Origin of the sequence: Bacillus sp. RC252 (assembly GCF_044909215.1) — a bacterium.
Classification (GTDB): Bacteria; Bacillota; Bacilli; order Bacillales; family Bacillaceae_G; genus Bacillus_A; species Bacillus_A mycoides.
The window spans coordinates 36,697-62,413 of the sequence record NZ_JBIYDV010000004.1 but is presented as its reverse complement, the minus strand read 5'-3'; the positions used below and the strand labels follow the sequence as shown (position 1 = coordinate 62,413).

Here is a 25,717-nt window from a genome sequence, read left to right as displayed (position 1 = left end):
TGATTGTAAAAAAAGAAAGGAGCATTATATGCGTATAAAATTGCTATTTACCTTATCCTTACTACTTCTCACTAGTTGTAGCCCACTAAAAAACAATGAAGGTGCCACTGTTAAACCTTATAAATTAACAAAAGAGCAATCTGATATTTTACAAATGACTCCTATAGGTGAAGGAAATAGAATGTTTTATGATGTTACAATCAAAAACAATAAAGATGAACTAAACGCTGTGATTGAATATTATCAAAATGGTACAAAAATGAAAGAGATTGCTAACATAGCCTCATCACATTTTTTAGAAAAGAAAATAAGGCTTTCTTTCATAGCACCACATTTCCAATTTGATAAAGATGTACTAGAAAAAGGTCAATGGTATATTAATATCGAAGGTGGTTCAACACTTGTTTCGGAAGAGGCTCCTCCAAACGTAAATAGTTCTGTAACTACTACAATTCAATCTACTAAAAACGTAAAATACAATCAAAAAACAATTTTAGCTGCTGTAATAAAAACAAGTAAAGATACTGTAATCGTCCCTACAATTGATGAAGAACCAAGCATTGAGTTACTCTTAAAAGAAAACGAACACGTTTATCTATTTAGTATCGAGCTAAAAAAAGAACAATAAAGTGGAAAGGCAACTCAAATGCATTTCCGCTTTATTGTTTAATAAGGTGTACTTTTATATATATAAATTAAATCGCTTTTTCGTCACGATTACTACTCGTCCTTCTCATCTCCTATTTCTATTCGTTTTTTCTCTCTTGCAATTTTCAAAAACTCTAACAACTCTGGATTGTTATTCATTTTTTTATAAGCCACTGACATTTCTGCAACAAAATTAGAATCACATAACTCTTTATATACAACTTCTGTTTTATACAATTTATTTGCGGATACAGGTATTACCGTAATTCCAATACCTGCCGCTACAAGCCCCATAACAGTTTGATACTCCGTTGCTTCTTGTACAATGTGCGGACTAAAACCTACATCACGGCAAAGCGATAAAATTGTATCATATAACGCTGGCCATACTGGTCTCGTAATAAATACGAACGGTTCATCCCTTAAATCTTCGATATGTATTTCGTCCTTTTCAGCAAGAGGATGTGCCTTCGGTAAACATAACGTACATGAAAGTTTTTGAATTGGTTCTAACTCAAGTAATTGCGTTGGAATTGGCGGACGTAAAAATCCAATATCAATTCGATTATCATGAAGTGCATGCACCTGATCCGGTGTGGACAATTCATGTAATGCTACAGACACTCTCGGAAATTTCTTTCTATACTCTCTGACGATTGACGGTAAAATATCATATATCGCCGCACCTACAAAACCAATTGAAAGTGATCCAACTTCTCCCCTTTGAGCACTTTGTGCAACTTCTACTGCTTTTTCAATTTGTTCAAACGCTTTTTTTACTTCTTTTAAAAACATTTCTCCTGCTTCTGTTAATTCAACCTTTCTCTTCGTTCTTGAAAATAACATAACTCCCATTTCTTTTTCTAATTGCTGAATTTGTTGACTAAGCGGTGGTTGTGTCATTTGTAAACGAGCAGCTGCTCGTCCAAAGTGTAATTCCTCTGCCACTACAACAAAATACTGCAAATGCCGTAATTCCATTTTGGACACCCTTTTCACTTTCGATTAATACATCTAATATATTAATAACATATAATTTATATATTAGACAAATATTTCGAATGAACGTATAGTAGAAATTGTTAATTCTTTTTACAATTTTTATGTAAAAAACAAAGAGGTGGTTACTGTATGAAATGGTGGAAGTTAAGCGGACAAATTTTATTATTATTTTGTTTCGCTTGGACAGGTGAATGGATTGCAAAACAGGCACACCTCCCAGTTCCAGGAAGTATAATCGGTATTTTTTTATTGTTAATCTCATTAAAATTTAATATAGTGAAAAAAGAATGGATACAAGACGGTGCAGACTTTTTATTAAAAGAACTTATTTTATTTTTCATCCCTTCTGCAGTCGCTGTCATTCGTTACAAAGATACATTATCACAGTATGGAATCGATCTCATTTTAATTATCGTGATTAGTACACTTTGTGTCACTCTCGTAACAGGACTTTTAACAGAATTGCTATTAAAGCGGAAAGGATCAACACAATGATCGGCTTTCTTTGTTTACTATTAACACTATTCACATATTGGGTATCTAAAAAAATGTATCAACGCTGGAATTGGAGTTTGCTTTCTCCCCTTCTTGTATGCCCAATCATTTTAATCGCTTTATTACTTGGATTAGATACACCATACGAAATCTACGAATCTGGTAGTCATTGGCTAACAGAATTATTAAAACCTGCAACAGTTGCTTTCGCATGGCCAATCTATAAACATTTTGATCTATTAAAAAAACACGGCACTGCTATTTTAATTAATGTCATTGTCGGTTCTTTTCTATCTGTTATTACTTCCGCACTACTAGCTAATTTTTTTCAAATTGACTCTACAATAGAACACAGTTTAGCACCGCACATTGTAACAACACCTATTGCAATGGCTATTTCAGAAATGATTGGCGGCATGTCACAATTAACAGCAGTTTTCGTTGTATTAACTGCCTTAACTGGAGCTTTATTCGGTCCTACACTCATACGCATATGCCGTATTAAAACAGCGCTCGCAAAAGGTATAATGCTAGGTACTAGCGCGAATGGGACTGGAACATCAAAAGCATTTGAAATCGGTCCTGTAGAAGGTACAATTGCAAGTTTATCAATGCTTTTAACAGCTGGAGCTAGTTTAGTTATCGTTCCACTTTTCTTATCTTGGATACACTAAAAAAGCAAGTATTTACACACTTGCTTTTTTATTTATATATCGGTATATTAGCTCGTAATCCTCCGGAAAAGCTAATGCTAATTTTCCAACTTCATGTATCCCTTTCCAATCAATCTCATGTATTAACTCATCCGGATCTTGGATTTTCATATTACCGCCTATTTTTTTAACAAAGTAATAATGAACATACACCGGAATCCCGTATGTAATACCTTCTTTTTCGTATATTTTATTTACAACCTCCACATTGTAGCCTGTTTCCTCCCAAACTTCCCTGATACAACATTCTTCTAGTGTTTCTCCCTTTTCAAGTCCTCCACTTGGGACAGACCACCTTTTTTCTTCCCCTTCTTTTCCTTGCAATACCATTAAAATTTCATTTCTTTCATTCATACAAATAGCTGCCGTACCTATCCATCTCTCCATATACATCCCTCCCCTACTAAAATTCGTCTTCTTTTTTATTTCCCCTTTGAAAAAAGAGGAAATAAGTAAAAAGATGCCGAAAGTTTACATCAACTTCATGAGCAGTCCCTTCTTAGAAATTCAAACCGGAAGGATGAAATTATGATTTCTAAATATGTTGTGGAATGTGTTTTTTGTGAAGAAAACCGAAAACCTCGGCAAGCCATTGTCACAGTGCCTGCTACTTCTCAGCTACTAGCCATTCAAAAAGTACGAGCTGAATGTAAACGTCGCTTCGGAAAAACTTTATTATTGCAAACAGAAATTAAAGAAGTCTTACTCATTGAACAAAAAGAAAGCTGACCATAAATTGGCCAGCTTTCTTATCCGATCATATTTTCACATGAAGATTAGGGGCATCCTCTTTAAGGATCGGGATTTACCCATTATGTGCGTTCCATAATGGTCATCGAACAATATATTTCTATACAATAAACTATTGAATAGAATAGGGCAAAACTTGTTCGCATTTTTAGAAAAGGGATAGGGATATAATTCAAGTAATACTTCGAATACTCGAACTTTACACTCATTATATTAAAGCAAATCCTTTTATATGGGAAATATGAATTACTTATATAATTCATTCGTAAAATATATTAATAGTTTTCTATATATTCTCTTTAATCTACTAACAACATACATCCAGCTAATATTGGTGTCATAATCATCGAAAACCTTAGAAGCATGCGAGGTGCATAATTTGTAAACTTAGCTCCTATATATGCTCCTAACATTGTCCCGATTAAAACTTGTACTAATAATACATAATCTAAATACCCTTCCGAACTATATCCAAACCCACCTCCAATTGCGATTGGTAATATAACGAGCATTGTCGTCCCTACAGATTGACGGATTGTTAAACCTAATAGAACCATTAATCCGAGTTGGATAAAAGGTGCTGAGCCAATACCAAATGCACCTGCTAAAATTCCAGTCACCAATCCGAGGAATATACATTTAATCACGTTATCTTTCGAAAGTTCTTTATGCCCTTTTAAAGATGACTGTGATCTTTTTTGAAACATAATCAACCGAATAAACATAAAAATTGCCGATAAAAATAACATACCAGCTGTAAACCAATGCAACAGATGTGCTGGTATTAACGAACCAAACTTTGAACCAATATAGGATCCAAACGCGCCAAATCCCCCAACAACTCCGCCTATTACAAGCACAACATTCCCTTCTCGGTAATGACTTACTACTCCAGATAATGTCGTAAATGCCATCGCAGTTAAAGATGTTGCAAGAGCAACATGAATAGGGATATGGAATACTAGAGTGAGTATCGCGATGATAAATCCTGCTCCCCCTGCTCCGACAAATCCTAATAAAACTCCCATTAATAACATTGTTATAATAATTGCCACATAATTCCCCTCCAATATCCCAATTATCTATCATATACACACTTCTATACAAACAAAAAGCACCCTAAGCGGATGCTCTTTCTACTTTTCTATATTAATAATATGTACTTACTCTTGATTAATCAAAATAACAGCTGGACCAGAAACAACTACTCCGGCCACTTCTATCTTTTCAAATTCCATCACTGTAATAGATATAACCCCTTCTCTTTCCATCAATTCCTTACTCAGGACATCAGTCGGTATTGATTTCACCGCCCTACCTCCTTTTCATTTTATACGAAATTACAAAAAATTACCCAATGCATCTAAATATATGCATCACCTCCACTTTCATTCCTTATTCCAGCCAAAATTCACATCCCCTTTCTATAACATATTGAAAAATAAAAAGCACTCGCCAAAGCGAATGCCTTTCCATTATTTACTCTCTATTACTTTTAACATTCTATTAATAAATGCTGCCGATTCCCCACGTGTTGCAGAACCTTTTGGCATAAACTCATTATTCTCATTCCCTTTTACAATACCTAACCCATAAACACGTTGAACCGCCTGTTTATCATACGCTAAATTTTGATCCGTAAATGGTAATGAAACTAAATTACCTTTTATATTTTTGTATTGCAATGCACGATCAATCATAATAACAGCTTCATCACGTTTAATCGTATCATTCGGAGCAAATATATCATTTCCTCGTCCACTTATAATCCCAGCACTAGCTGCACGATTAATACCATCTACTAACGATGGATGGGCTGTGCTTAAATCTTTGAAATTCGATTTCCCCTCTGGTAATTGCAATGATCTTGAAACTAAATTCGCAAATTCACCACGTGTTACAAGACGTTCTGGCCAGTAAGAACCCTTCCCGTCTCCAACCATAATACCTCTTTTATCTAATTCACGAATATCTGCTTCATACCAACCGCCAGTTATATCATCTTTATGATTCGTATCATAATAAGCTTTCGTTCCCTGTAAAAATGGCTCCCACGCATTATTCCTTATCATAATGGCCGGACAATTCTTTCCGCTCCAAAATTGATGTTTTTTCACATTTTCTAAGGGAATATTTAATTCCCCCATTAAATAGGCTGCTAGTTTGCGAGCATTTTCCACAGCTTTATTATAATCACCATCTTGATTGACAGCAATTTCAATTGCAATTGATTCTCTGTTACCAGTTCCTTCTGCTCCATCTCCAGCATGCCAAGCATTTTCATTTAATGGTAGATGTTGATAAATTTCTTTATCATCTACTGTAAAATGCCAAGATGCTGAACGATCAGTCGTTCCTGTTGCTTGGCTGTATAAATATTGTGCATGGTTTCTAGCATTTGCTCCAACACTATAATTATCCGTCTCATGAATTGTAATGTATTTTGGTTTCATCGCATAACCTGGACGAATATTTTCATTACCTGTTGGTACAATCATTTCCTTTAATGGTACACCGTAAATATCCGTTGTTTTCTCTTCTATTGGTGCAGTATACATAACCGCTGCACGTTTCGTACGAGTTGGAGTTGTGCTTTGAATAAGAGATGCTTTTGTACCCTCAAATTTTGCTGAAGGTGAATAAATCCATTTCACCTCATTATCTATTTGGACTTGGAACCACTCTCCAACTTGTCCAATTGCAATAATTGTTTGCGGTTGTAACACTTTCTCGTCTTTATATGAATTAAATGGTGCGGAATATGTAGCTGTCTCTTCATTAATTACTAATTTTTCGTTTGCCAAGTGATAAACTTCCTTAACCTCTACATTTCCTTCACTACTTTGTATCCACCCAGCTCCAGATTCTGTTTGTATATAGTAAGCGTTTCCTTTTTGTTTTTCGGCTTTCACTACTTGATTAGAAAGCTGAACACCTGTCGCTTTTTGTAACTCAGCAGAATCAAATAAAGATGCTGAACCTATTATATGTACAAAAAAATCTCCTTGTACTTCATTTGTTATTCCTTTGCTCTCTCCACGTCCATCTTCATCTTTCATATGGCTTTCAATACTTTTTAATGCTTGCTCGTCTGTTGAAATCGTTACGGTCTTTTCTACTGTGTCGGCATAGGAAAAACTTGGAATCGTTACCATACTAAATACAATTGATGCAGCTAAAACATTATAAAATCCTTTTTTCATACTAATTATTTAACACGTTTATATCTTAATTCGTGTTAACTTCCCTCCCTAATCTAAAATATTTAAGACTATCTAGCAAACTTCTAAACTAAATAACCCTTTACAATATAACAAACTCTATCTCATTCGTATAGATAGGAATGACTACTATTTGCCTACTTTTTCTATATTGGAATATAGAAAAGAAGCTATAAAAGATATAGCTTCTCCTCTCACTATTTCAATCTCGTTGTACCTTATACTCTATAACTCTACCATCTTTATCAAATTGCAAAATAAGACATTCACTATCTATAGGAATGGAACTACGTTCATTCCCAAGATAGTATAGTGTAGTAATTCCCGTTTCCAAACTGCTTGTTTTCGTAGGGGCCCCTAACAATTTTATGATTTCCTCGTTTGATTTCCCTATCAATTTATGCTGCTGTAATAGGTCATCTACCATATGTACTCGTTTTTCTTCATAATTTAACCACCGATCCTGATTAAAGTTTGAAGTATATTTATTTACACTTAATTGTACAGTGCATACTATCAATGGAATGAGAGCAACCATCATTACAGTGAACAGTTGTTTCTTATCTTTATCACGTCTTGCTGATACATGTAATATAAACTTTTGAATAATAACTAATAAAATAAAAGGCATTACTACCACAAACATACTCATTACACTCAATGGCACATGAACCATATCGATAACAAAGATAAACACAAGATACATTAATATATACAAACAAAAATAAATGTACAATATTCCCCACAATATAGAGCTTTTACCTTTCTCCATCCAAATAACACCTTCTTTATCCCGCTATTTGCAAACAGTTATACTCCCACCTCAAAATTCGGCTGTACAGGGTAGGAGCCGGGATGCCCATAAAACCCTACTGATTAAAGTTTTACTTCGCGACATAATTCATCTGACCAATCATATCTCTAATCTTTCTTAGTTCTTGTGCTGTATATATTACTTTACTTGTTAAAACTTCATTTCTGAAAAACGTTACAATTTGCTCTCTATCTTTAAATCTCGGCAATTCTTCATTAGAAAGATCAATAACTTCTTTTCCATTCTCATTTTCAAAATATACAATCGGTTTTATTTTTTCCTTTACAATATCTATTTGCATTTCTTCCAAACAATTATATAAAGTTTGAGATAATATTTTCGCTTTATACGCTGGATTCCCTTCATTTCTTACTTGCAAAGTTAATGACGTTCCATCCGTAATAAATTCAAATGTCTCTTCTTTTTCAATTTCATGTTGATGCTTGCCAATTTCCTCAATCATAAATGAATATATACCTGCATTTTCTCTCGTTAAGCCATGGATTAATTTCCCTGTCCATTTTTTCGTCTCAAGTAGATAAATACCAGTTTTACATAAAATGAGGTGATGGATTCGATTTTCGTTTATGTCACGTTTATGTCTAGATTTATTGCGTATCATAAAAACGTTCGGCATAATATGAAATTCATCTTCTAGTATAATTCCTTGCTCAACAAAACCTCGTTTCATATAATGTAATGTTTCATGCGCATTCACTTCAGCACCGTTTTTGGTATACTCTCGTAAATCCGCAATTAAATTTTGAAACATATGTAGTTCATTACTATGCTTATCTTGCATTTCACTACGTTCTTTACTATGTTGAACAGCCAGTTGATTTTTCATCATACGCATATTTTCAAGTTCTCTAGCTGTACTAACTTGTAAATCATTATATTTTTTCTGTTCCATATTCTTTAAAGTACTTTGTTGTTCTTTATGATCTGTAATCGTAGCTGCAATTTCACTTTCATACGTTTCAATCGCTTGTTTCTTTTCAAATTCTACTTGCTGACTCTCTGATTCTAACTGTTTATTTTTATAAAACAGTACAAACACTGCAGCTAATAATATTAAAATTCCACCTATTAGCACATAATCCATACTTCTACTCCTTTATTTCATTTTCGATTATTTTTTATAAATATATCCATTATATTATACTATGCTTTCAATATACACTTTGTAAAAATTATATATTTTTAATAAAAGGCACCTCAGTCGAGATACCTTTTAAGTTCACTTTATTGTACACCATACTGAATATAACTTGAATCGTTATATACCCACTGATTTGTCCCTAAGCAAAGCCATCCATTTTGCTTACTCCATACTCGATATGATTCACCATGATGTAACTGTCTTATAACATTCCCGTTTAATGATGGAGCGTCTCGCAGATTCACATTATCGCCAGTAATAGTTGCCACATAATGTTTGTACTGAATATAACTTGAATCATTATATACCCACTGATTTGTCCCTAAACAAAGCCATCCATCTTGTTCTCCCCAAACTTCATACGATTCGCCACGATTCAATTGGCGAATTACACTAGACTGTATAGATGGTCCACTTCGTAAATTCACATTATCTCCATTAATTACAGCAACTCCGTATACTGGAGTCGCATTATTAGGCGTGGGAACATTACCTCCACCACTTGCTCCATTTCCTTGTAAAGCTTCTAATGAAACAGCTGCTGATACATCACAATTTCCTACACCTGAAATTTGCCCAGAATCTGTGTACTGCCATGCTGTCCACTCTGTCCATCCACCAGCATCAGCAGGCGGTATACTAGAATATCTGGAAATCCATAGTGGAATGTCACTTAATCCGCTAATTCCAAATTCATTAATATACCAAACTCCTGTATATAACATTACATTTTTCCCAGTAGCTTGTTTCACATAATTTACGAAACTTCTTGCCCAATTCGATATAGTCGCACCCGTTAAACTACTATTGCTAGTATCCGTTGGCGATTCTAAATCTAAAACAGGAATTAAGTCCGTCTGATTACTCTGTAATATATTCACAAAATATTTCGCTTCTGAAATGGCATCATTTTGTTCTGGGTGCGCAAAATGATATGCACCAATTAATACATTCGCATTTCTCGCAGCTTGTACATTTTGAACGAAAGTAGGGTCAATATAGTTCACACCTTCCGTCGCTTTTGCATACGCCGCTGGAATACCAGATGACTTCACAGCATTCCAATCGATGTTTCCTTCCCAATGAGACACATCGATAAACGTAACATTTGAACTGGATCTATTTTGCATATAAAAGCTCCTATCAAATTTTTTTATTCCGTATACAATATGTACAACTTCAGTTAGTGGACACGACTTTTATGCTATAGTAATAAAGTTCTAATACATTTATTTTGTCGAGTTGTTTAAGAAAAAAGTGAAATTGAAACCACCCTTCACCAAAAACTCCATTAATACACTTTTAACACCGCAAAAAAGGCCTTGTAATTACAAAGCCTTTTGCAAACTCCCTTTATTTTGTAGTAAGTACATATTGTAGTAAAGTCCTTGTTCACTAAGTAACTCTTGATGTGTTCCGCTTTCTACAATTTCCCCTTCATGCATAACAAATATTTGATCCGCATCTTGGATTGTAGACAATCTGTGCGCAATCGCTATCGTTGTTCTGCCTTTTCGCATTTGCTGCAATGCCGTTTGGATAGCCTCCTCTGTTTCTGTATCAATATTTGCCGTCGCTTCATCTAACACTAATACTTTCGGATTAGTTGCTATCGTTCTAGCAAAAGCAATTAATTGCCTTTGACCACTAGAAAATGCAGCTCCTCTTTCGACTACTTCTGTATCATACTGCTCTGGTAATTTTTCAATAAACGTATTCGCTTGCACAAATCGCGCTGCTTCCTCTATCTCTTCATCCGTAATCTCTTCATTATACATACGAATGTTTTGCTTTACATTTCCAGCAAATAAAAATGCATCTTGCAGCACAAGACCAATTTTCTTTCGAATTTCTTGTTCTTCAAACTTCTCTAAATCTACTCCGTCTATTACAATATTTCCTGATTTAATATTGTAAAATCTCATTAATAAATTCATAATCGTACTCTTTCCGCTACCAGTATGCCCTACGAAAGCAACCGTTTGCCCTGGCTTTACGTGAAAAGATACATTTTTTAAAACGTCACGCTTTCCATCATATGAAAAAGTAACATCTTTAAACTGAATTTCCCCATTAGCTATTCCTGGCTGTTCACTCCCCATTTGAACAGGAGCTAAATCTTTATCATCCATTAAATGAAATACACGCGATGATGAAACAAGCGCTTGTTGGAAGAAAGATAGTTTCATCATCATCTCATTTACCGGCTGGAAGAAACGATGAATATAGTTAACGAAAGCATATAAAACCCCTACTTCAACAGGACTCTTTAAAGCATCGATTCCGAATAAACCAAGTACTAACGCAATTGCTACAATATGAACAAGATCTGTTGCTGGACGTAAAAGTAATGCATCTAATTTCAATGTACGACGTCCAGCACTAAAATGTTTATTGTTCACTTCTTCAAATTCTTTTCTCATCCGCTTTTCTTGCCGGAACACCTGAACAATATTCATACCTTGAATGGACTCATTTAACTTTGCATTTAATATACTCAGCTGATTACGTACCTCTAAATAAAAAGCTGCACTTTTCCGTTGATACAACACCATAATTGCGAACATTACCGGAATTAATATGAGCGAAAATAGCGCTAATTTTACATCTAATAAAAACATCGCTACTAAAATCCCTACTAAAAAGACTACATTTTTCACGAATGTTGATAGTACACTAACATAAAAATCCTTAATCGCTTCTGTATCATTCGTTATGCGAGATACGAGCGTACCAATCGGCGTACGATCAAAGAAGCTTAATGACAATTTTTGAACATGTTCATACACTTCAACTCGCATATCTTGGACAATCTTAAAAGCGATATTTTGAAAGTACAATAAGTCTAAATAAGTAAATAATACTTTTAATAAATGAGCAATAATATACACTACAAATAGGGTTACAAGTGCTGATTGTTCAAAGTTACGTGGTACTAAGTGTTCATCAAGAAATTGTTTAATTAAAAAAGGACCCATCATTTCAGTTACAGTTGCACCAACTAGAAATAAAAATGCTAACGCTAATAGCCTTTTATATGGTCTCATATAAGAAAGCAATCGCCTTAAATCACTCCGCTTTTTCTCAGTCATCATACGCCTCCTTTCTCCACCAACGCCTCTAACTGCTGGCTTTCATACATTTCCTTATACCAACCATTTTCGTTCATTAGTTGTTCATGTGTTCCTCGCTGCATAACCTTACCTTCATCAATAACAAGAATAAAATTTGCATGCTGAATCGCACTTAAACGGTGCGCAGTAATAATCGTCGTTTTTTCTGCTCTTTCTCGTTTCAATGCAGTTAAAATAGTTTCTTCTGTTTTTGCATCTACAGCTGATAAACAATCATCTAAAATTAAAATTTCAGCATTCGTTAATAACGCACGTGCAATTGAAATCCGCTGTTTTTGGCCTCCTGATAGCGAAACCCCTCTTTCTCCTACTACCGTTTCATATCCTTCCGAAAATTGAATAATATCATTATGAATACAAGCAATCTCAGCAGCCCTGCTAATTTCTTTATATGTAGCATCGGCCTTTCCAAAAGCAATGTTCTCCCCAATACTCGCTGAAAATAAAAAATGATCTTGCGGTACGTATGAAATTGCAGAGCGTACACCGTGAAGTGTTAAATCTCGAATATCCCGCTCACCAACTTTTAATTCACCATTAAAGTGGTCATACTCACGAATTAAACATTTTAATAACGTCGTCTTCCCTGCACCGGTACGCCCTACAACTCCTAACGTTTCACCTTTTCTTAAGTTAAAGTAAATATCTTTTAAGTTTAATAGTTCATTCTTTTTATAAGAAAACGAATCAACAGCAAACGAAACATCACCACTTGCTATAGTATGTATAGCATTTTCCTTATTCACTACATCTGAAGTTTGTGAAAGTATTTTCTCCACACGATCATACGAAGCACGTCCACGCTCCATAATATTAAATAGCCATCCAAAAGCTAACATTGGCCATACAAGTGTCCCTAAGTATGTTGTAAATGTTACTAATTCCCCTACAGTTAATTCGCCCCGTACAACTAATAATGATCCGTAACAAATTGCGATTAAAAATGAAAATCCGACAATTAGAGCAATCGTTGGATCGAATAACGAGTCAATACGTGCGACTAGCATATTTTTATGTACGACATCTTCCGATTTCTTCCGAAACGATTGCAAATCCTCTTTCTCTTGTCCAAGTGAGCGAATTACCTTCATCCCACTCATACTTTCTTGTACTTTATCATTGATTTCAGAAAACGATTGCTGTGCCTTATGAAATCTTCTATGCAATAAAGTTCCATAATAATTTGTAGAAATAGCTACAATTGGCATCGGAATTAAACTTAATAACGTTAACTTCCAACTAATTGTAAATCCCATCGCTACGAGTACACATCCTCCAACAGCTAATGAATCAACGAGTGTTAAAACACCTGCCCCCGCAGTTTGCTGAATCGCCTGAATATCATTTGTCGCATGTGCCATCAAATCGCCTGTGCGACGTGATTGATAAAAGGATGGGCTCATCTTAGTAAAATGTTCATATAGATTCTTTCGCAGTTGACGAGCTAGTTTTAAAGAAGATCCAAAAATCATAATACGCCATAAGTAACGTAATATATACATCATAATTCCTACAACTACTAATAGAATAACCCAGTTCAACAATTTTTCAGACGTTAATGTTCCACTATTAATTTCATCTACTACAATCCCTAGTACTCTTGGCGCTACAAGTTCAAGAAGCGCGACACCAAATAACATAATAATTCCGATTATGTACGCTCGTTTTTCTTGCTTAAAAAACCAAGCTAAATTAAAAAACACTTTCATATTTATCCTCCTCCCTTAAAATGAGCGATGTTTTCAGTGTAACAAAAATACAGAATATTTAAAAGTTTTAAATATGTTTTATAACCAAAAGAAAAGGGCACTCGGTAAGAGTGCCCTTTGGCGCTTATTTTGTTTGTTGCTTGTTCATCGCGCTCATCATTTGATTGATTTTCTTTTGGGAAGGTTTTTGTCCCATTTGCATCATCATCATTTTTAACATTTGTTCGTTAATTGGTGGATTTTTTTGTAAGTAATTCATCATGTATTTGCGGGCAATGAAAAATCCTAACGCCACGCCTGCTACTAGTGCTACTACGCCCACTAGAATACCTAACCACATTGGCATATCTTTTCCTCCTTCATGTTGTCTACCTTACAGTGTACTAAAACCTTTTCAATAAGACAAGATACTATTCGACATTTTTTACACATATGTTCGTACTTGTTTGAGAGGATTTAACCAACCGTACTTTTTATTTTCATAATCCATCGCTAAAAATGTTAACTCACACTTTCTAAGCACCTCAAAGAAAGTTGTTTCCATGGATACATTTCCAGAAGTATTTATTCGAATATATTGTGGTTTCACCATTATTTCTCCGTATTCGGCTCCTGTATAAAGCGTATGAGTATGATTTGTTCTTTCATATTTACCAAGAACACGCAAAGCTTGTTCTAATTTATGATGAATTTTCATTACTTGTAACGGCATCGTAATATACGTCATTTGTTTATATAATACTTTCTTCTCCGAAAGGAACCCAGATTCTGAAAATCGAGCAAATAAATCAAAAAACAAATATTCACGACCAAAGTAAGCTTTCGCAATATCCTCTTGAATTAAATACAATTCATACGTTTTCATTTTTCCCCTCCCGATCTGGACAACCTTTTCCCTACATTATATAAGAGAAGATTTGCAATGATTGTCTGACTACGGAGAGAGAAAAAACTTTTCCTGTCGAAAAAACTCAATTACATAGAAAAATCTCCCCATGCTGGAGAGATTTTTCTAAAATCATTAAAGCATTTCTTTTACTTTACGAACAACGTTCTCTACAGTAAATCCATACTCTTCCATAATCTTCTCACCAGGAGCAGAAGCACCGAATGTGTCGATACCTAGTACATCTCCATCAAGGCCTACGTAACGGTGCCATCCGAATGTAGCACCCATTTCAATTGCGAAACGTTTCGTTACTGCTTTTGGTAGTACAGATTCTTTGTACTCAGCAGTTTGAGCTTCGAAGCGATCCATAGATGGCATGCTAACAACAGCTGCATCAACGCCGTCTGCTGCTAGAGCTTTTTGCGCTTCGATTGCTAAGCTTACTTCAGATCCAGTTGCAATTAAGATTACATCAGAAGTTTCTTTCTTGCTTGCAGAAACTACATATGCACCTTTTGCTACTTTTTCATAAGTATCGTCTTTTGCACCTTCTAATGTTGGAAGATCTTGACGAGTTAACACTAATGCAGTTGGTGTTTTTGTAGATTCTAGAGCTAGTCTCCAAGCTGCAACTGATTCGTTACCGTCTGCTGGACGAATAACAGATACATTTGGCATTGCACGAAGCGCTGCTAATTGCTCAACCGGTTCATGTGTTGGACCATCTTCACCAACAGCAATACTGTCATGTGTAAATACATACGTTACAGGCAATTGCATTAATGCTGCAAGACGAATTGCTGGACGTAAGTAGTCAGAGAATACGAAGAACGTACCACCGTAAGTTTTTAAACCGCCATGAAGTGCGATACCGTTCATTGCTGCACCCATTGCGAACTCACGTACACCGTACCAAATGTTTTTTCCGCTGTAATCAGCTCTTGTAAAGTCTTTTTCGTTATTCATGTATGTTTTGTTAGAACCAGCAAGGTCAGCAGATCCACCGAAGAATGATGGTACAGACTCTGCAATTGCATTAATTACAGCACCTGAAGAATTACGTGTTGCTGCTTTTGATCCTAATTCATAAGTTGGTAAGCTTTGTTCCCAACCTTCTGGAAGAAGACCGTTCATTGCTGCTTGCAGTTCGTTTGCTAATTCTGGATATGCTTGTGCATATTCACCGAGCATCGTGTTCCACGCAGCTTGCGTCGTTTCACCAACATCTTGTACTGTTTTACGGAAGTTGTCATATACTTCTTCTGCTACATGGAAGTCTTGTTCAGCAGTCCAAGCGTATGCTTCTTTCGTTAATTTTGTTTCGTCTACACCAAGTGGAGAACCATGTGAAGCTGATTTTCCTGATTTGTTTGGAGAACCGAAACCAATTGTCGTTCTTACTTCAATTAGCGTTGGGCGTTTTTCGTCAGCTTTCGCTTCTTCAATTGCTTTTGCGATTGCTTCAATATCATTTCCATCCTCAACACGGATTACTTGCCATCCGTATGCTTTGTAACGATCTTCTACACTTTCAGAGAATGAACGATTTAAATCGCCATCTAATGAAATATCGTTTGAATCGTAAAGTACAACAAGACGACCTAATTGTAAATGAGCAGCTAATGAAGATGCTTCAGCAGAAACGCCTTCCATTAAATCTCCATCACCACAAATAGCGTATGTATGATGGTCTACTACATTATACGCATCACGGTTGTATTTAGCCGCTAAATGTCTTTCAGCCATTGCCATACCTACAGCAGTTGCAATACCTTGTCCAAGTGGACCAGTTGTTGAGTCTACACCTGCTGTGTGACCATACTCAGGATGTCCTGGAGTTTTGCTTCCCCATTGACGGAAGTTCTTTAAATCATCCATTGTTAAGTCATAACCAGATAGATGAAGTAGACTGTATAGTAACATTGAGCCATGACCTGCAGATAATACGAAACGATCGCGGTTAAACCACGTTGGGTTATTTGGATTGTGTTTCATAAATTGAGTCCATAATGTATAAGCCATTGGTGCTGCACCCATTGGCATTCCTGGGTGACCAGAGTTTGCTTTTTCAATCGCATCAATGGATAATGTGCGAATCGTGTTGATAGAAAGTTGTTCGATTGAATGTGACATGCTATTCTTCCCTTCGCGTATGTTAGTAAACGTTTTATACATTTATATGATAGCTTCCCACGCAAGATTATACAACATGTATCGACAAATATGTTGATGTTTTTTTGATTTTTCATAAAAAACACAGTGATTCAGGGAATGTATGGGCATTCAATATGACATACTTTTTAATTGTTTTTATTTTAAAAATAAATATAATTATCTGTATTTTTATACAAATATACTAATTTCTGATATATCTCCCTTTTGATAACCTTTAAAAATACAAAAAAGCATCTAAATTAGATGCTTTTAAAACAAATTAAATAATCCGCTTACGAATAGAACTTGAAATAAAATCAATTATAATTACCATTAAAATGATACCTAATAAAATAATTCCCACACGAGACCAATTACGTGAACTAAGTGCAAAAATTAATGGCGTACCAATACCACCTGCTCCAATAACACCTAAAATCGCAGCGGATCGTACATTAATTTCAAACCTGTATAACGTATACGATAGAAAATCCGGTAACACTTGTGGTAATACGGCATACCAAAGTATTTGAAACCGATTTGCACCCGTTGCTATTAACGCTTCCGTCGGTCCCTTATCTATATTTTCAATTCCTTCCGAATATAGTTTCCCTAACATTCCGATAGAGTGTAACCCTAAAGCTAGAACTCCGGCAAAAGAGCCTGGACCAACAGCTTTTATAAATAAAAGAGCCATAACTAATTCAGGAAATGTACGAACAAAACTAAGTACAAATTTCCCAGTTCCTGAAGTTAATTTTCCACTACTCATATTCGTTGCCGCCCAAAAAGCAAATGGAACAGATAAAAAAGCAGAAATAAATGTACCTAATATCGCAATTGCCAACGTATCAATTAAACCGTGTAATAAATCTTCACCATCTGGCAAAGATACATACGACCAATCTGGGTTCAATACGCCTGTCATAATTGCTTTTGTAATTTCTCCCGCCGTATTCTTTATTCCCTCTAACGGGACTCCTGAAAAGGCCCATACATATATAACTGTAAGTGCTATAAAAATAATCCAGCGATATATACTCGGTTTCTTCGGTTTTGGTACGATTATTGTCGTTTTACTCATTATAATTTCCCCCGCAACGCTGTACTTATATAATCAATTAGCAATACAACAACAAGGGTATAAATAATAATAGAAGCAGTTTGTTGATATTGTAAAAATCCAAGTGTACGATCATAATATAATCCAATCCCACCTGCTCCTACTAAACCTAGAACAGCTGCTGCACGTACATTCACCTCAAATGTATAAAGTACATAGGAGACGAAGTGCGCTTTCACTTGCGGAATGACCCCATAAACTATCCATTGCACCTTATTCGCTCCTACAGCTGTCATCGCTTCTAATGGACCTGGATCAATTGATTCAATTGACTCATACAATAATTTCGCTACGAGTCCAACGGAGAAACAAGTAAGAGCCAAAATACCTGGAAGTGGTCCTATTCCAAAAATCGCTACAAAAATAGCCGCTAATAATAAATCTGGTATTGTTCGTATAAAATTTAAAATCAATCGAGCTGGACTGTACAAAAATACACTAGTGAATACGTTACTTGCCGCAAATAGTGCAAGTGGAATGGCTAAAATCGCCCCTAAAGTCGTTCCAATAATCGCCATACGTATTGTATCTAACATTGCTGTTGTAATAATTTGAAAATAACTCCAATCTGGTGGCACCATTTCCTTCAATAAATCCATCATATTCGGAAAACCAACTACTAGTTTTGAAAATGATGCGTCGACCTGTACACTACTACCCCACAACAGTAAAATAACTAAAATAACCGTTAACATATGTTTCAATTTACTCGGCGGCTTCGGTATCGATTTCGAATATATCGTCACTTCATTCATTTAGCTGCCACCTCTAATAATGCGCTTTTCTGAGCTACGTCCCCATAAATTTCAGCGAATTTTTCATCCGTTGCCTCTTCTACTAATCCATCAAAAACAATTTCACCAGCATGTAATCCAATAATACGAGTAGCATATTGCCTCGCTAAATCAATAGAATGTAAGTTTACAATTGTCGTAATTCCAAAATCTTCATTAATTTTCTTCAAATCATCCATTACTTGCTTTGTTGTCAGAGGATCTAACGAAGCAACAGGCTCATCTGCCAATATGATTTTCGCTTCTTGTGCCAATGCTCTAGCAATTGATACACGTTGCTGTTGTCCCCCTGATAATTCATCAGCTCGTGCATATGCTTTTTCTGAGATATTCACTCTATTCAGCGCCTGGAATGCAAGCTCCACATCCTCTTTCGGAAACAGACCTAACGTTGTACGCAATGTAGAATGATATCCAACCCGCCCAGCTAATACATTCTTCAGTACCGTTGATCGCTTCACAAGGTTAAAGCTTTGAAAAATCATACCAATATCTCGGCGCATGCGTCGTAATCCTTTTCCTTTTGCAGCAGTAATAGACTCCCCTTCAATAATGATTTCTCCTTCTGTGATTTCATGAAGGCGATTTACCGATCTAAGAAGTGTTGATTTTCCAGCACCGGATAGCCCGACCATTACAACAAACTCACCTTTTTGAATTTTCAAGTTTATATTATTCAATCCTTTTGTACCATTCGGATACACTTTGGAAACATTTCGAAACTCTATCACACATCTTACCTACCTTCTATGTATTATCAATAACTGAAAAACGGCAAACTAACTGAAATCACACACTTTCCAGTTAGTCGCCATTTCCATATGTATTATTGCGTTTTCACTTTCTTTCCATATTCACGAACGATATCAAATTTACTATCATCAGATTTAACGTATCCTTCATGTGAGTATACTTCTTTAATGATTTTGTGCCCTCCCTCATTCTTTCCTATTTCAATGAAAGCATCCTGTAATTTCTTGCTCCACTCTGCATCTAAATCAGAACGTACAGAAATCGTATCGTTTGGAATTTTCTCCGTAAATTTTACTATTTTCGTTTGATCGAATATATTCGGATAATCTTTTTTTACAATATTACGAGCATCTTGGAATACAACAGCTGCATCTACATCACCATTTAAAAGAGCAATAAGTGACTGATCATGACCTTTTAATGTAACAGGTTTCACATCCTTTAGCGGATCGATTCCCTCTTTTAACAATACAGCCGCAGGCCATACATAACCCGCTGATGATGTTACATCTTGATAGCCAATTTTTTTACCTTTTAAATCTTTTACACTATTAATATTAGAATCTTTCTTAACAACAAACTCTGATTTATAAACATCTACTAAATCCTTTGTGGGAGCTCCAGTTTCATCATCTACCCCAAAACGTTGCGCCTGTAAAATTACGTTTGCAGCCTTTTTCTCATGCGCTAACACATACGCTGTTGGAGGTAAAAAGCCTACATCTACTTGCTTAGATGCCATCGCTTCTACAATTGTATTGTAATTCGTTGAAATACTAACTTTTACCGGAATGTTTAATTTATCACTTAATAGCTTTTCCAATGGTTTTGCCTTCGCCTCTAACGTATCTGCATTTTGAGAAGGAACAAATTGAACATTTAGTGTCTTCGGTACATAACCTTTTTTCGTATCTTCATTTTTACTTGCACTTGATTCCTTCGTTCCACATCCACTTAATAATCCCGCTGCTAGTACAACTGTTGTACTCATTGCAAAAACTTTTTTCAACATGTTAATGCCTCCATTTTTCGTTGTTATAAAATAACCTTCCATAAACATGAAGAAATATATCACATACTTTTACAAATAATTGCTTATTTACAGAATCTTTACACATTCTATACATTCACATTAAAATTCTTTTCATATATTTGATATGATTAATTGAAAGATAACTATAGAAAAGGTGAATGGCGTTGAATCAAAATCAAATTGTAACTTTAAATATTTTATTAACAAGCGATGTACATGGTACTGTGTATCCAATTCACTACCAAGATAACTCCAAAGCAGAAATTGGTTTAGCTAAAATTTCTACTCTCATAAAAAAAGAACGTTCTCAAAATGCAAACGTTCTTCTGATTGATAACGGGGACTTCATTCAAGGAACACCATTTACTTATCATTACGCTACATACGAAAAAGATATGGAAAACCCAATGTCCTTATTAGCCAACTACTTAGAGTATGACATTGCAATTATCGGAAATCATGAATTTAATTACGGAATGGATATATTAAATAATGCTGTGACTACTGCAAATTCCCCTTATCTATCAGCAAACATTTTAGATAAAAACAGAAAAGAACCTTATTTCGGAAAACCATATATAATAAAACATATTGAATCAAATATAAAAATTGCTATTTTAGGGGTGACAACGCATTACATCCCCCATTGGGAACAAGCACATCATATTAAAGATTTACAATTTGAAGATGCATTTGAAACAACAAAAAAATGGGTTTCTTACATCCGTAAACATGAAAAATCAGATTTACTAGTCGTAGCCTATCACGGGGGATTTGAACGTGATTTACAAACCGGAGTACCGACTGAAGTTTTAACAGGTGAAAACCAAGGATATGCAATGTGCCATGAAATTGAAGGCATAGATATTTTACTAACAGGCCACCAACACCGAGAAATCGCTCACACCGTGATTAATGGTGTAACAATTTTACAGACCGGATGCAATGGACACTCAGTTGGAAAAGTAACAGTAACATTCGAAAAAGCAGAACAAAAATGGGTGAAAAAAGAGAGTTATTCAGAGTTATTGCCCGTACAAGGAATTGCGGCAGACCAAGATGTTCTTTCCTTGGTTGCCAATTATGAAGAGAAAACACAAAATTGGCTTGATAAACCTATTGGAATAATTTATGGGGATATGCAAATTTCCGATGCTATGCAAACACGTTTGCAAGACCATCCTTTTATTGAATTCATAAATAAAATACAGATGGATATAGCTAATGTTTCAATTTCTTGTACAAGTTTGTTTCATAATACATCTCCAGGTTTCCCGAAACATGTAACAATGCGTGACATCGTTTCTAATTATATTTATCCAAATACATTAAAAGTAATTAGAATAACCGGAGCGGATATAAAAAATGCTCTCGAACTCTCTGCTTCTTATTTCACATTAAAAGCAGATGGAACCATCATCGTAAACCCTACCTATATAGAACCAAAACCACAACACTATAATTACGATATGTGGGAAGGGATTTCGTATGTATTAAACATTTCAAAACCAATTGGAGAGAGAGTAGAGTCTTTGCAGTATAAAGGCGCTCCTCTTAATATAAATGAAGAATATGACGTTGTTATGAATAATTATCGTGCAAGCGGTGGCGGGAACTTCTTTATGTTTCAAAATAAACCAGTAGTAAAAGACATACCAACAGATATGTCTGAACTTATCGCTAACTATATATTGAAGCATAAAAGGATAGAAGCAACGAAAAATGAAAACTGGAAAGTTATTAAATAACAATTTTAACGAATAAAAAAAAGATGGGCTATGCCCATCTTTTAATTTAATTTTGCATTATCCTGCTTTTTTAAAGCTTTTAATTTCGCCGGTGTAACGTCCGTTCCTTCTTCGTTAACGACTTTAATTCCTTTTAATTCGTTTAACATATTTTGACGAAATCCTTTTAAATATTGTTCACGAAGCGATTGGCGCTCACGTTGTTCTTCTTCAGTTAAGCCTTCAGCTTTTGCTTTTTTCGCTAAGAAGTTAATGCGTTCAATGAGTTCTTGACTTGGCATCTCGAATCCCCCTTCTACTCAAAACTGATTATTATCATACAATAGTTATTCCTCTTTATCAAGCAATTGCTTTGTATATTCTACATACCTTCGATGTACAGTTGCTTTTGAAACATCATGACCAAAACCACGAAGTGTTGCTGCAATTTCTTCAAAAGTTAATTCATTCCGGCGCAAACGTACAATTTCCTCAATTGGCACTTCTTTTTTCTCACGTCCTACGCTTAAATGACGATTTTTCAAATTATTTTCTGGACGAAATCCTTTCTCCACTGCTCTTTGCATGCCACGTTTAATTTTTAAATTGTGGATCTTTCTTTGATACTCTTCAACGATCCCAATTATATTTAGCACCATCGAATCAGAATCTGAAAGCTGTAATTCACCACTATGCGTGTGCGTATAAACTTTTATCCCCTCTTTATGTAAACAATGCATTAATGCAATCTTTGCATTTCCTCTACCAAGACGCGTTTCATCTTGTATAAGTAGTACATCAACTTGTTCATCTCGAATTGTATCTAGCACTTCTAATATGCCATCACGTTCAATTGTATAACCGCTAGCCTGCTCCTCAATTACCTTTGTAACATCCATTTGATAGCGCTCAGCTAAATGCAATAATTCATCTTTTTGACGCAATAATGATGTTTCCTGTTCTTCTTTTGTTGTGCTCACACGTGCATAAATAATTGCATTCATTTTGAACCCTTCTTTCTCACTATATTTTCCTTATAGTGTATCATAAATTTGCCTTTCGTTCGAACTTATGTTTGTAGAATGTTTTTTCGCATGTTATACTTAATAATAAGAAAAATGAAAGAAAACGAGGTGTTAGAAAACATGGAAAAGTTAACGAAACGCCAGCAAGACATTCTCGACTTTATTAAGCTAAAAGTACAAGAAAAAGGATATCCACCTTCCGTACGTGAAATCGGTCAAGCAGTCGGCCTTGCTTCTAGTTCTACAGTGCACGGACATTTATCACGACTAGAAGAAAAGGGATATATTCGACGCGATCCAACAAAACCACGCGCAATTGAAATTTTAGGTGACAACCGAACGGAAACACAATCTGTTATTCAAGTTCCAATCATCGGAAAAGTTACTGCCGGTTTACCGATTACAGCAGTCGAAAGTGTAGAAGATCACTTCCCACTTCCAGCTAGTATCGTTGCTGGAGCAGATCAAGTGTTTATGTTACGCATTTCTGGAGATAGCATGATTGAAGCCGGTATCTTTGATGGTGATTTAGTTGTTGTTCGCCAACAACAGTCTGCATACAACGGTGAAATTGTAGTTGCTTTAACAGAAGATAACGAAGCAACTGTTAAACGTTTCTATAAAGAAAAAGATCATTTCCGTCTACAACCGGAAAACTCTTCACTAGAACCTATTATTTTAAAACAAGTGTCAGTTATTGGAAAAGTAATTGGCGTATATCGTGATTTACATTAAAAATAATAAAAAGAAGATAATTCCCTTATTTATATAGGTAATTATCTTCTTTTTATATTTTGATAGATTTCCGTTCATTCAAAAGAATGCGTTTCATTAATTATTAACGCGTTTCAATAGTAACATCTCCAGCAGCGGTTTTACCGCTAATCTTTTTACTACCACTACCAATCGTTATATTTTTATTGTCTTCATTAAAAATTGTCACGTCTCCAGCAGCAGTTTGCCCAGTTATAACTGCATCTTGTGGTTTTTCCAATAAAGTAATATCTACATCTCCAGCAGTTGAACTTACCTCTAAATCATATTTAGAATCATGATCAATAATATCTATATCCCCACTAGCCGTTTTTGCTGTTACTTTCCCTGTTACTTTTTTAAAATTCACCTCACCAGCTTTTGTAGACCCCTCCACACTCTTTGCTGTTACATGTTTCAAATCCACTTCTCCGGCGAGTGTTTCAACACTTACGCGGTCACTTTTCACATTACTTATTTCTATTTGTCCAGCGGATGAATTTACTTTTATCTCTTGATAAGAACGTTCAGGTACTAATATAGTCAATGTAGGCGTTTGAAATCCGAAATTGTAAAATGAAAAATCAAATGAAAAACCTTTTTCTATTTCCCCTATGATTTTTAATGTATCACCATCTTCAGCAATACGAATCTCCTGTTTACTTACGTCTCCTTTTTGCTTTACATAAAAAGAGGAATCAGGAGATTTTTGGACAACAATATCTCCAGCATCTAACTTAACTTCTACATTTTTTAGCGTTTCGTTTTTAATTACGTCCTCTTTATCTCCTTTTTCTGCAGTTTGTACTGCTTTTTCATATGTTTGTGAAATCCCTATTACTCCAATAATGATACAAGCGATAGCTACTAATAATATCTTTTTCATCATCTACTCCCCTTTTATCATTTTGAAGTTCCAGACTACATAGCGTACACATAATCTTTTAAACCACTTCGTACTATAATAAGCTACAATACATAACAACAAACCTACTCCGACAAACGTTATACTAACGAAAAGATCCAACCATATAAAAGTGCCCATAAATACTTTTACAATAACGAAAAATGGTGTCACTACACTAGCAATCCCACCGACCCAAAAGGAAAATATAAAAGCTATAATTGCAACTAACGGGCCTAACACAATAATAAAATTAAACAAACTAAGTCCAACCGCTGCCATGACAGCTCTTGTTATATTCGAAGTCGATGGATCCTTTTTCATCTCATCAAAGCGATACAAAGCAAGCAAGTCTTTCGCAATTACTTTCGGAGAGCCAAGTCCCTTTATTATTTCTGATTCAGTTTTCCCCTCTTCCATCCCAAACTGAAAGTGCTCTTCATAATCAAATAAAATATCTTGTCGCTCTTCTTCTGGTAACTTTCTAAGATGACTTGATAATTCTTTAAGAAACCGTTCTTTACTCATCCCATTCCACCCCTTCAATAATTTCTTGAACACCTTTAGCAAAATCACGCCACTCTGTTACTAATAAAGTAAGTTGCATCTCTCCTTGCTCTGTTAGTTGATAATATTTACGGGGCGGTCCTTCCGTGGATTCTTTTAAATACGTTTGAAAATATCCCTCTTTCGTTAAACGACGTAATAACGGATATACAGAACCTTCCGATATTAAAAATTTATTAGAGATTTGCTGAACAAGTTCATATCCATAACAATCCTTACGTTTTACAAGTGCCAATACACACAGTTCTAACACACCTTTTTTAAACTGAACGTTCAAGGACAATCCCCCTTTCTCATTTTAGTACTGTTCAATAAACGGTAGCTATTTTATCCATAATATACCACTT

General features: G+C 35.3%; 28 protein-coding genes. 6 read left to right on the top strand and 22 right to left on the bottom strand.

The window, feature by feature from the left end; translation table 11 throughout:
• The first annotated feature begins 28 nt into the window (after positions 1-28).
• Positions 29-628 carry a histidine kinase gene (locus ABH960_RS07190; RefSeq protein WP_404443932.1) on the top strand — a complete coding sequence of 200 codons (600 nt, stop codon included), beginning with the start codon at positions 29-31 and terminating at the stop codon, positions 626-628.
• 92 nt (positions 629-720) lie between these two features.
• Here ABH960_RS07190 and alsR read toward each other — a convergent pair whose 3' ends face one another.
• A complete protein-coding gene (gene alsR, locus ABH960_RS07185; protein ID WP_002066566.1) occupies positions 721-1,629 on the bottom strand; it encodes an acetoin biosynthesis transcriptional regulator AlsR in 909 nt (302 codons plus the stop codon).
• A 150-nt stretch (positions 1,630-1,779) separates the two neighbouring features.
• On the opposite strand from alsR, the gene ABH960_RS07180 reads away from it, so the two are divergent.
• Together ABH960_RS07180 and ABH960_RS07175 are read left to right on the top strand one after the other, a co-directional pair.
• Positions 1,780-2,145, top strand: coding sequence for a CidA/LrgA family holin-like protein (locus tag ABH960_RS07180; protein WP_000872360.1), 366 nt, complete (start codon positions 1,780-1,782; stop codon positions 2,143-2,145).
• Positions 2,142-2,819, top strand: a complete 678-nt coding sequence (locus ABH960_RS07175) for an LrgB family protein (protein ID WP_404443929.1) — start codon at positions 2,142-2,144, stop codon at positions 2,817-2,819. The genes ABH960_RS07180 and ABH960_RS07175 overlap by 4 nt, the downstream gene beginning before the upstream one ends.
• Before the next feature lie 12 nt (positions 2,820-2,831).
• Here ABH960_RS07175 and ABH960_RS07170 read toward each other — a convergent pair whose 3' ends face one another.
• Positions 2,832-3,245, bottom strand: a complete 414-nt coding sequence (locus ABH960_RS07170; protein WP_242248016.1) for an NUDIX hydrolase — start codon at positions 3,243-3,245, stop codon at positions 2,832-2,834.
• Positions 3,246-3,386: 141 nt separating this feature from the next.
• Between ABH960_RS07170 and ABH960_RS07165 the strand changes: the two genes are divergently transcribed.
• Entirely contained in the window at positions 3,387-3,587 is a 201-nt protein-coding gene (locus ABH960_RS07165) for a DUF3903 domain-containing protein (RefSeq protein WP_113936933.1), read from the top strand.
• Positions 3,588-3,907: 320 nt separating this feature from the next.
• Here ABH960_RS07165 and ABH960_RS07160 read toward each other — a convergent pair whose 3' ends face one another.
• From ABH960_RS07160 to ABH960_RS07090, 15 genes are all read right to left on the bottom strand, one after another.
• On the bottom strand, positions 3,908-4,663 hold the full coding sequence (locus ABH960_RS07160) for a sulfite exporter TauE/SafE family protein (protein WP_002128564.1): 756 nt from the start codon (positions 4,661-4,663) through the stop codon (positions 3,908-3,910).
• A gap of 108 nt (positions 4,664-4,771) precedes the next feature.
• The gene (locus tag ABH960_RS07155) at positions 4,772-4,918 is read right to left on the bottom strand and encodes a BC1881 family protein (protein ID WP_002033491.1); all 147 of its coding nucleotides are present in this window, start codon (positions 4,916-4,918) and stop codon (positions 4,772-4,774) included.
• Positions 4,919-5,083: 165 nt separating this feature from the next.
• A complete protein-coding gene (locus ABH960_RS07150; protein WP_404443924.1) occupies positions 5,084-6,811 on the bottom strand; it encodes an S-layer homology domain-containing protein in 1,728 nt (575 codons plus the stop codon).
• 220 nt (positions 6,812-7,031) lie between these two features.
• Positions 7,032-7,601, bottom strand: a complete 570-nt coding sequence (locus tag ABH960_RS07145; RefSeq protein WP_404443921.1) for a hypothetical protein — start codon at positions 7,599-7,601, stop codon at positions 7,032-7,034.
• A 112-nt stretch (positions 7,602-7,713) separates the two neighbouring features.
• Entirely contained in the window at positions 7,714-8,748 is a 1,035-nt protein-coding gene (locus ABH960_RS07140) for a nuclease-related domain-containing protein (RefSeq protein ID WP_113936930.1), read from the bottom strand.
• A 140-nt stretch (positions 8,749-8,888) separates the two neighbouring features.
• Positions 8,889-9,935, bottom strand: coding sequence for a GH25 family lysozyme (locus ABH960_RS07135; protein WP_113936929.1), 1,047 nt, complete (start codon positions 9,933-9,935; stop codon positions 8,889-8,891).
• Between the two features lie 198 nt (positions 9,936-10,133).
• The gene (locus tag ABH960_RS07130) at positions 10,134-11,897 is read right to left on the bottom strand and encodes an ABC transporter ATP-binding protein (protein WP_404443917.1); all 1,764 of its coding nucleotides are present in this window, start codon (positions 11,895-11,897) and stop codon (positions 10,134-10,136) included.
• Positions 11,897-13,648: an ABC transporter transmembrane domain-containing protein gene (locus tag ABH960_RS07125; protein WP_404443914.1), complete on the bottom strand. Its 1,752-nt coding sequence runs from the start codon at positions 13,646-13,648 to the stop codon at positions 11,897-11,899. Before ABH960_RS07125 ends, ABH960_RS07130 begins: the two co-directional genes overlap by 1 nt.
• A 124-nt stretch (positions 13,649-13,772) precedes the next feature.
• Positions 13,773-13,994 (bottom strand): YneF family protein, encoded by a 222-nt coding sequence (locus ABH960_RS07120; RefSeq protein WP_001132292.1) that lies wholly within the window; start codon positions 13,992-13,994, stop codon positions 13,773-13,775.
• A gap of 78 nt (positions 13,995-14,072) precedes the next feature.
• Complete coding sequence (sirA, locus tag ABH960_RS07115) at positions 14,073-14,513, bottom strand: sporulation inhibitor of replication protein SirA (RefSeq protein WP_002014415.1); 441 nt, start codon at positions 14,511-14,513, stop codon at positions 14,073-14,075.
• Positions 14,514-14,669: 156 nt separating this feature from the next.
• Entirely contained in the window at positions 14,670-16,670 is a 2,001-nt protein-coding gene (gene tkt, locus ABH960_RS07110; protein WP_002087884.1) for a transketolase, read from the bottom strand.
• 301 nt (positions 16,671-16,971) lie between these two features.
• Complete coding sequence (gene phnE, locus ABH960_RS07105) at positions 16,972-17,775, bottom strand: phosphonate ABC transporter, permease protein PhnE (protein WP_002066554.1); 804 nt, start codon at positions 17,773-17,775, stop codon at positions 16,972-16,974.
• On the bottom strand, positions 17,775-18,569 hold the full coding sequence (phnE, locus tag ABH960_RS07100; protein ID WP_002137773.1) for a phosphonate ABC transporter, permease protein PhnE: 795 nt from the start codon (positions 18,567-18,569) through the stop codon (positions 17,775-17,777). Before phnE (ABH960_RS07100) ends, phnE (ABH960_RS07105) begins: the two co-directional genes overlap by 1 nt.
• On the bottom strand, positions 18,566-19,339 hold the full coding sequence (phnC, locus tag ABH960_RS07095; protein WP_002033479.1) for a phosphonate ABC transporter ATP-binding protein: 774 nt from the start codon (positions 19,337-19,339) through the stop codon (positions 18,566-18,568). Before phnC ends, phnE (ABH960_RS07100) begins: the two co-directional genes overlap by 4 nt.
• A gap of 95 nt (positions 19,340-19,434) precedes the next feature.
• On the bottom strand, positions 19,435-20,373 hold the full coding sequence (locus ABH960_RS07090; protein WP_404443907.1) for a phosphate/phosphite/phosphonate ABC transporter substrate-binding protein: 939 nt from the start codon (positions 20,371-20,373) through the stop codon (positions 19,435-19,437).
• 185 nt (positions 20,374-20,558) lie between these two features.
• Here ABH960_RS07090 and ABH960_RS07085 point away from each other — a divergent pair, with 185 nt between their 5' ends.
• On the top strand, positions 20,559-22,142 hold the full coding sequence (locus ABH960_RS07085; RefSeq protein WP_404443904.1) for a bifunctional metallophosphatase/5'-nucleotidase: 1,584 nt from the start codon (positions 20,559-20,561) through the stop codon (positions 22,140-22,142).
• Between the two features lie 41 nt (positions 22,143-22,183).
• Here the strand turns inward: ABH960_RS07085 and ABH960_RS07080 are convergent, their stop codons facing one another.
• Positions 22,184-22,423 carry a DUF896 domain-containing protein gene (locus ABH960_RS07080; protein WP_002014431.1) on the bottom strand — a complete coding sequence of 80 codons (240 nt, stop codon included), beginning with the start codon at positions 22,421-22,423 and terminating at the stop codon, positions 22,184-22,186.
• A gap of 45 nt (positions 22,424-22,468) precedes the next feature.
• On the bottom strand, positions 22,469-23,125 hold the full coding sequence (locus tag ABH960_RS07075) for a YneB family resolvase-like protein (protein WP_002014433.1): 657 nt from the start codon (positions 23,123-23,125) through the stop codon (positions 22,469-22,471).
• Positions 23,126-23,266: 141 nt separating this feature from the next.
• On the opposite strand from ABH960_RS07075, the gene lexA reads away from it, so the two are divergent.
• Positions 23,267-23,881, top strand: a complete 615-nt coding sequence (lexA, locus tag ABH960_RS07070) for a transcriptional repressor LexA (protein ID WP_002087894.1) — start codon at positions 23,267-23,269, stop codon at positions 23,879-23,881.
• 103 nt (positions 23,882-23,984) lie between these two features.
• Here lexA and ABH960_RS07065 read toward each other — a convergent pair whose 3' ends face one another.
• Genes ABH960_RS07065 through ABH960_RS07055 form a run of 3 tightly spaced genes read right to left on the bottom strand, consistent with a single transcriptional unit; the run spans position 23,985 to position 25,647 of the window.
• Positions 23,985-24,788, bottom strand: a complete 804-nt coding sequence (locus ABH960_RS07065) for a DUF4097 family beta strand repeat-containing protein (RefSeq protein ID WP_404443900.1) — start codon at positions 24,786-24,788, stop codon at positions 23,985-23,987.
• The gene (locus tag ABH960_RS07060) at positions 24,789-25,331 is read right to left on the bottom strand and encodes a DUF1700 domain-containing protein (RefSeq protein ID WP_404443897.1); all 543 of its coding nucleotides are present in this window, start codon (positions 25,329-25,331) and stop codon (positions 24,789-24,791) included.
• Positions 25,324-25,647 (bottom strand): PadR family transcriptional regulator, encoded by a 324-nt coding sequence (locus ABH960_RS07055; RefSeq protein ID WP_002066545.1) that lies wholly within the window; start codon positions 25,645-25,647, stop codon positions 25,324-25,326. Before ABH960_RS07055 ends, ABH960_RS07060 begins: the two co-directional genes overlap by 8 nt.
• Positions 25,648-25,717 lie beyond the last annotated feature (70 nt).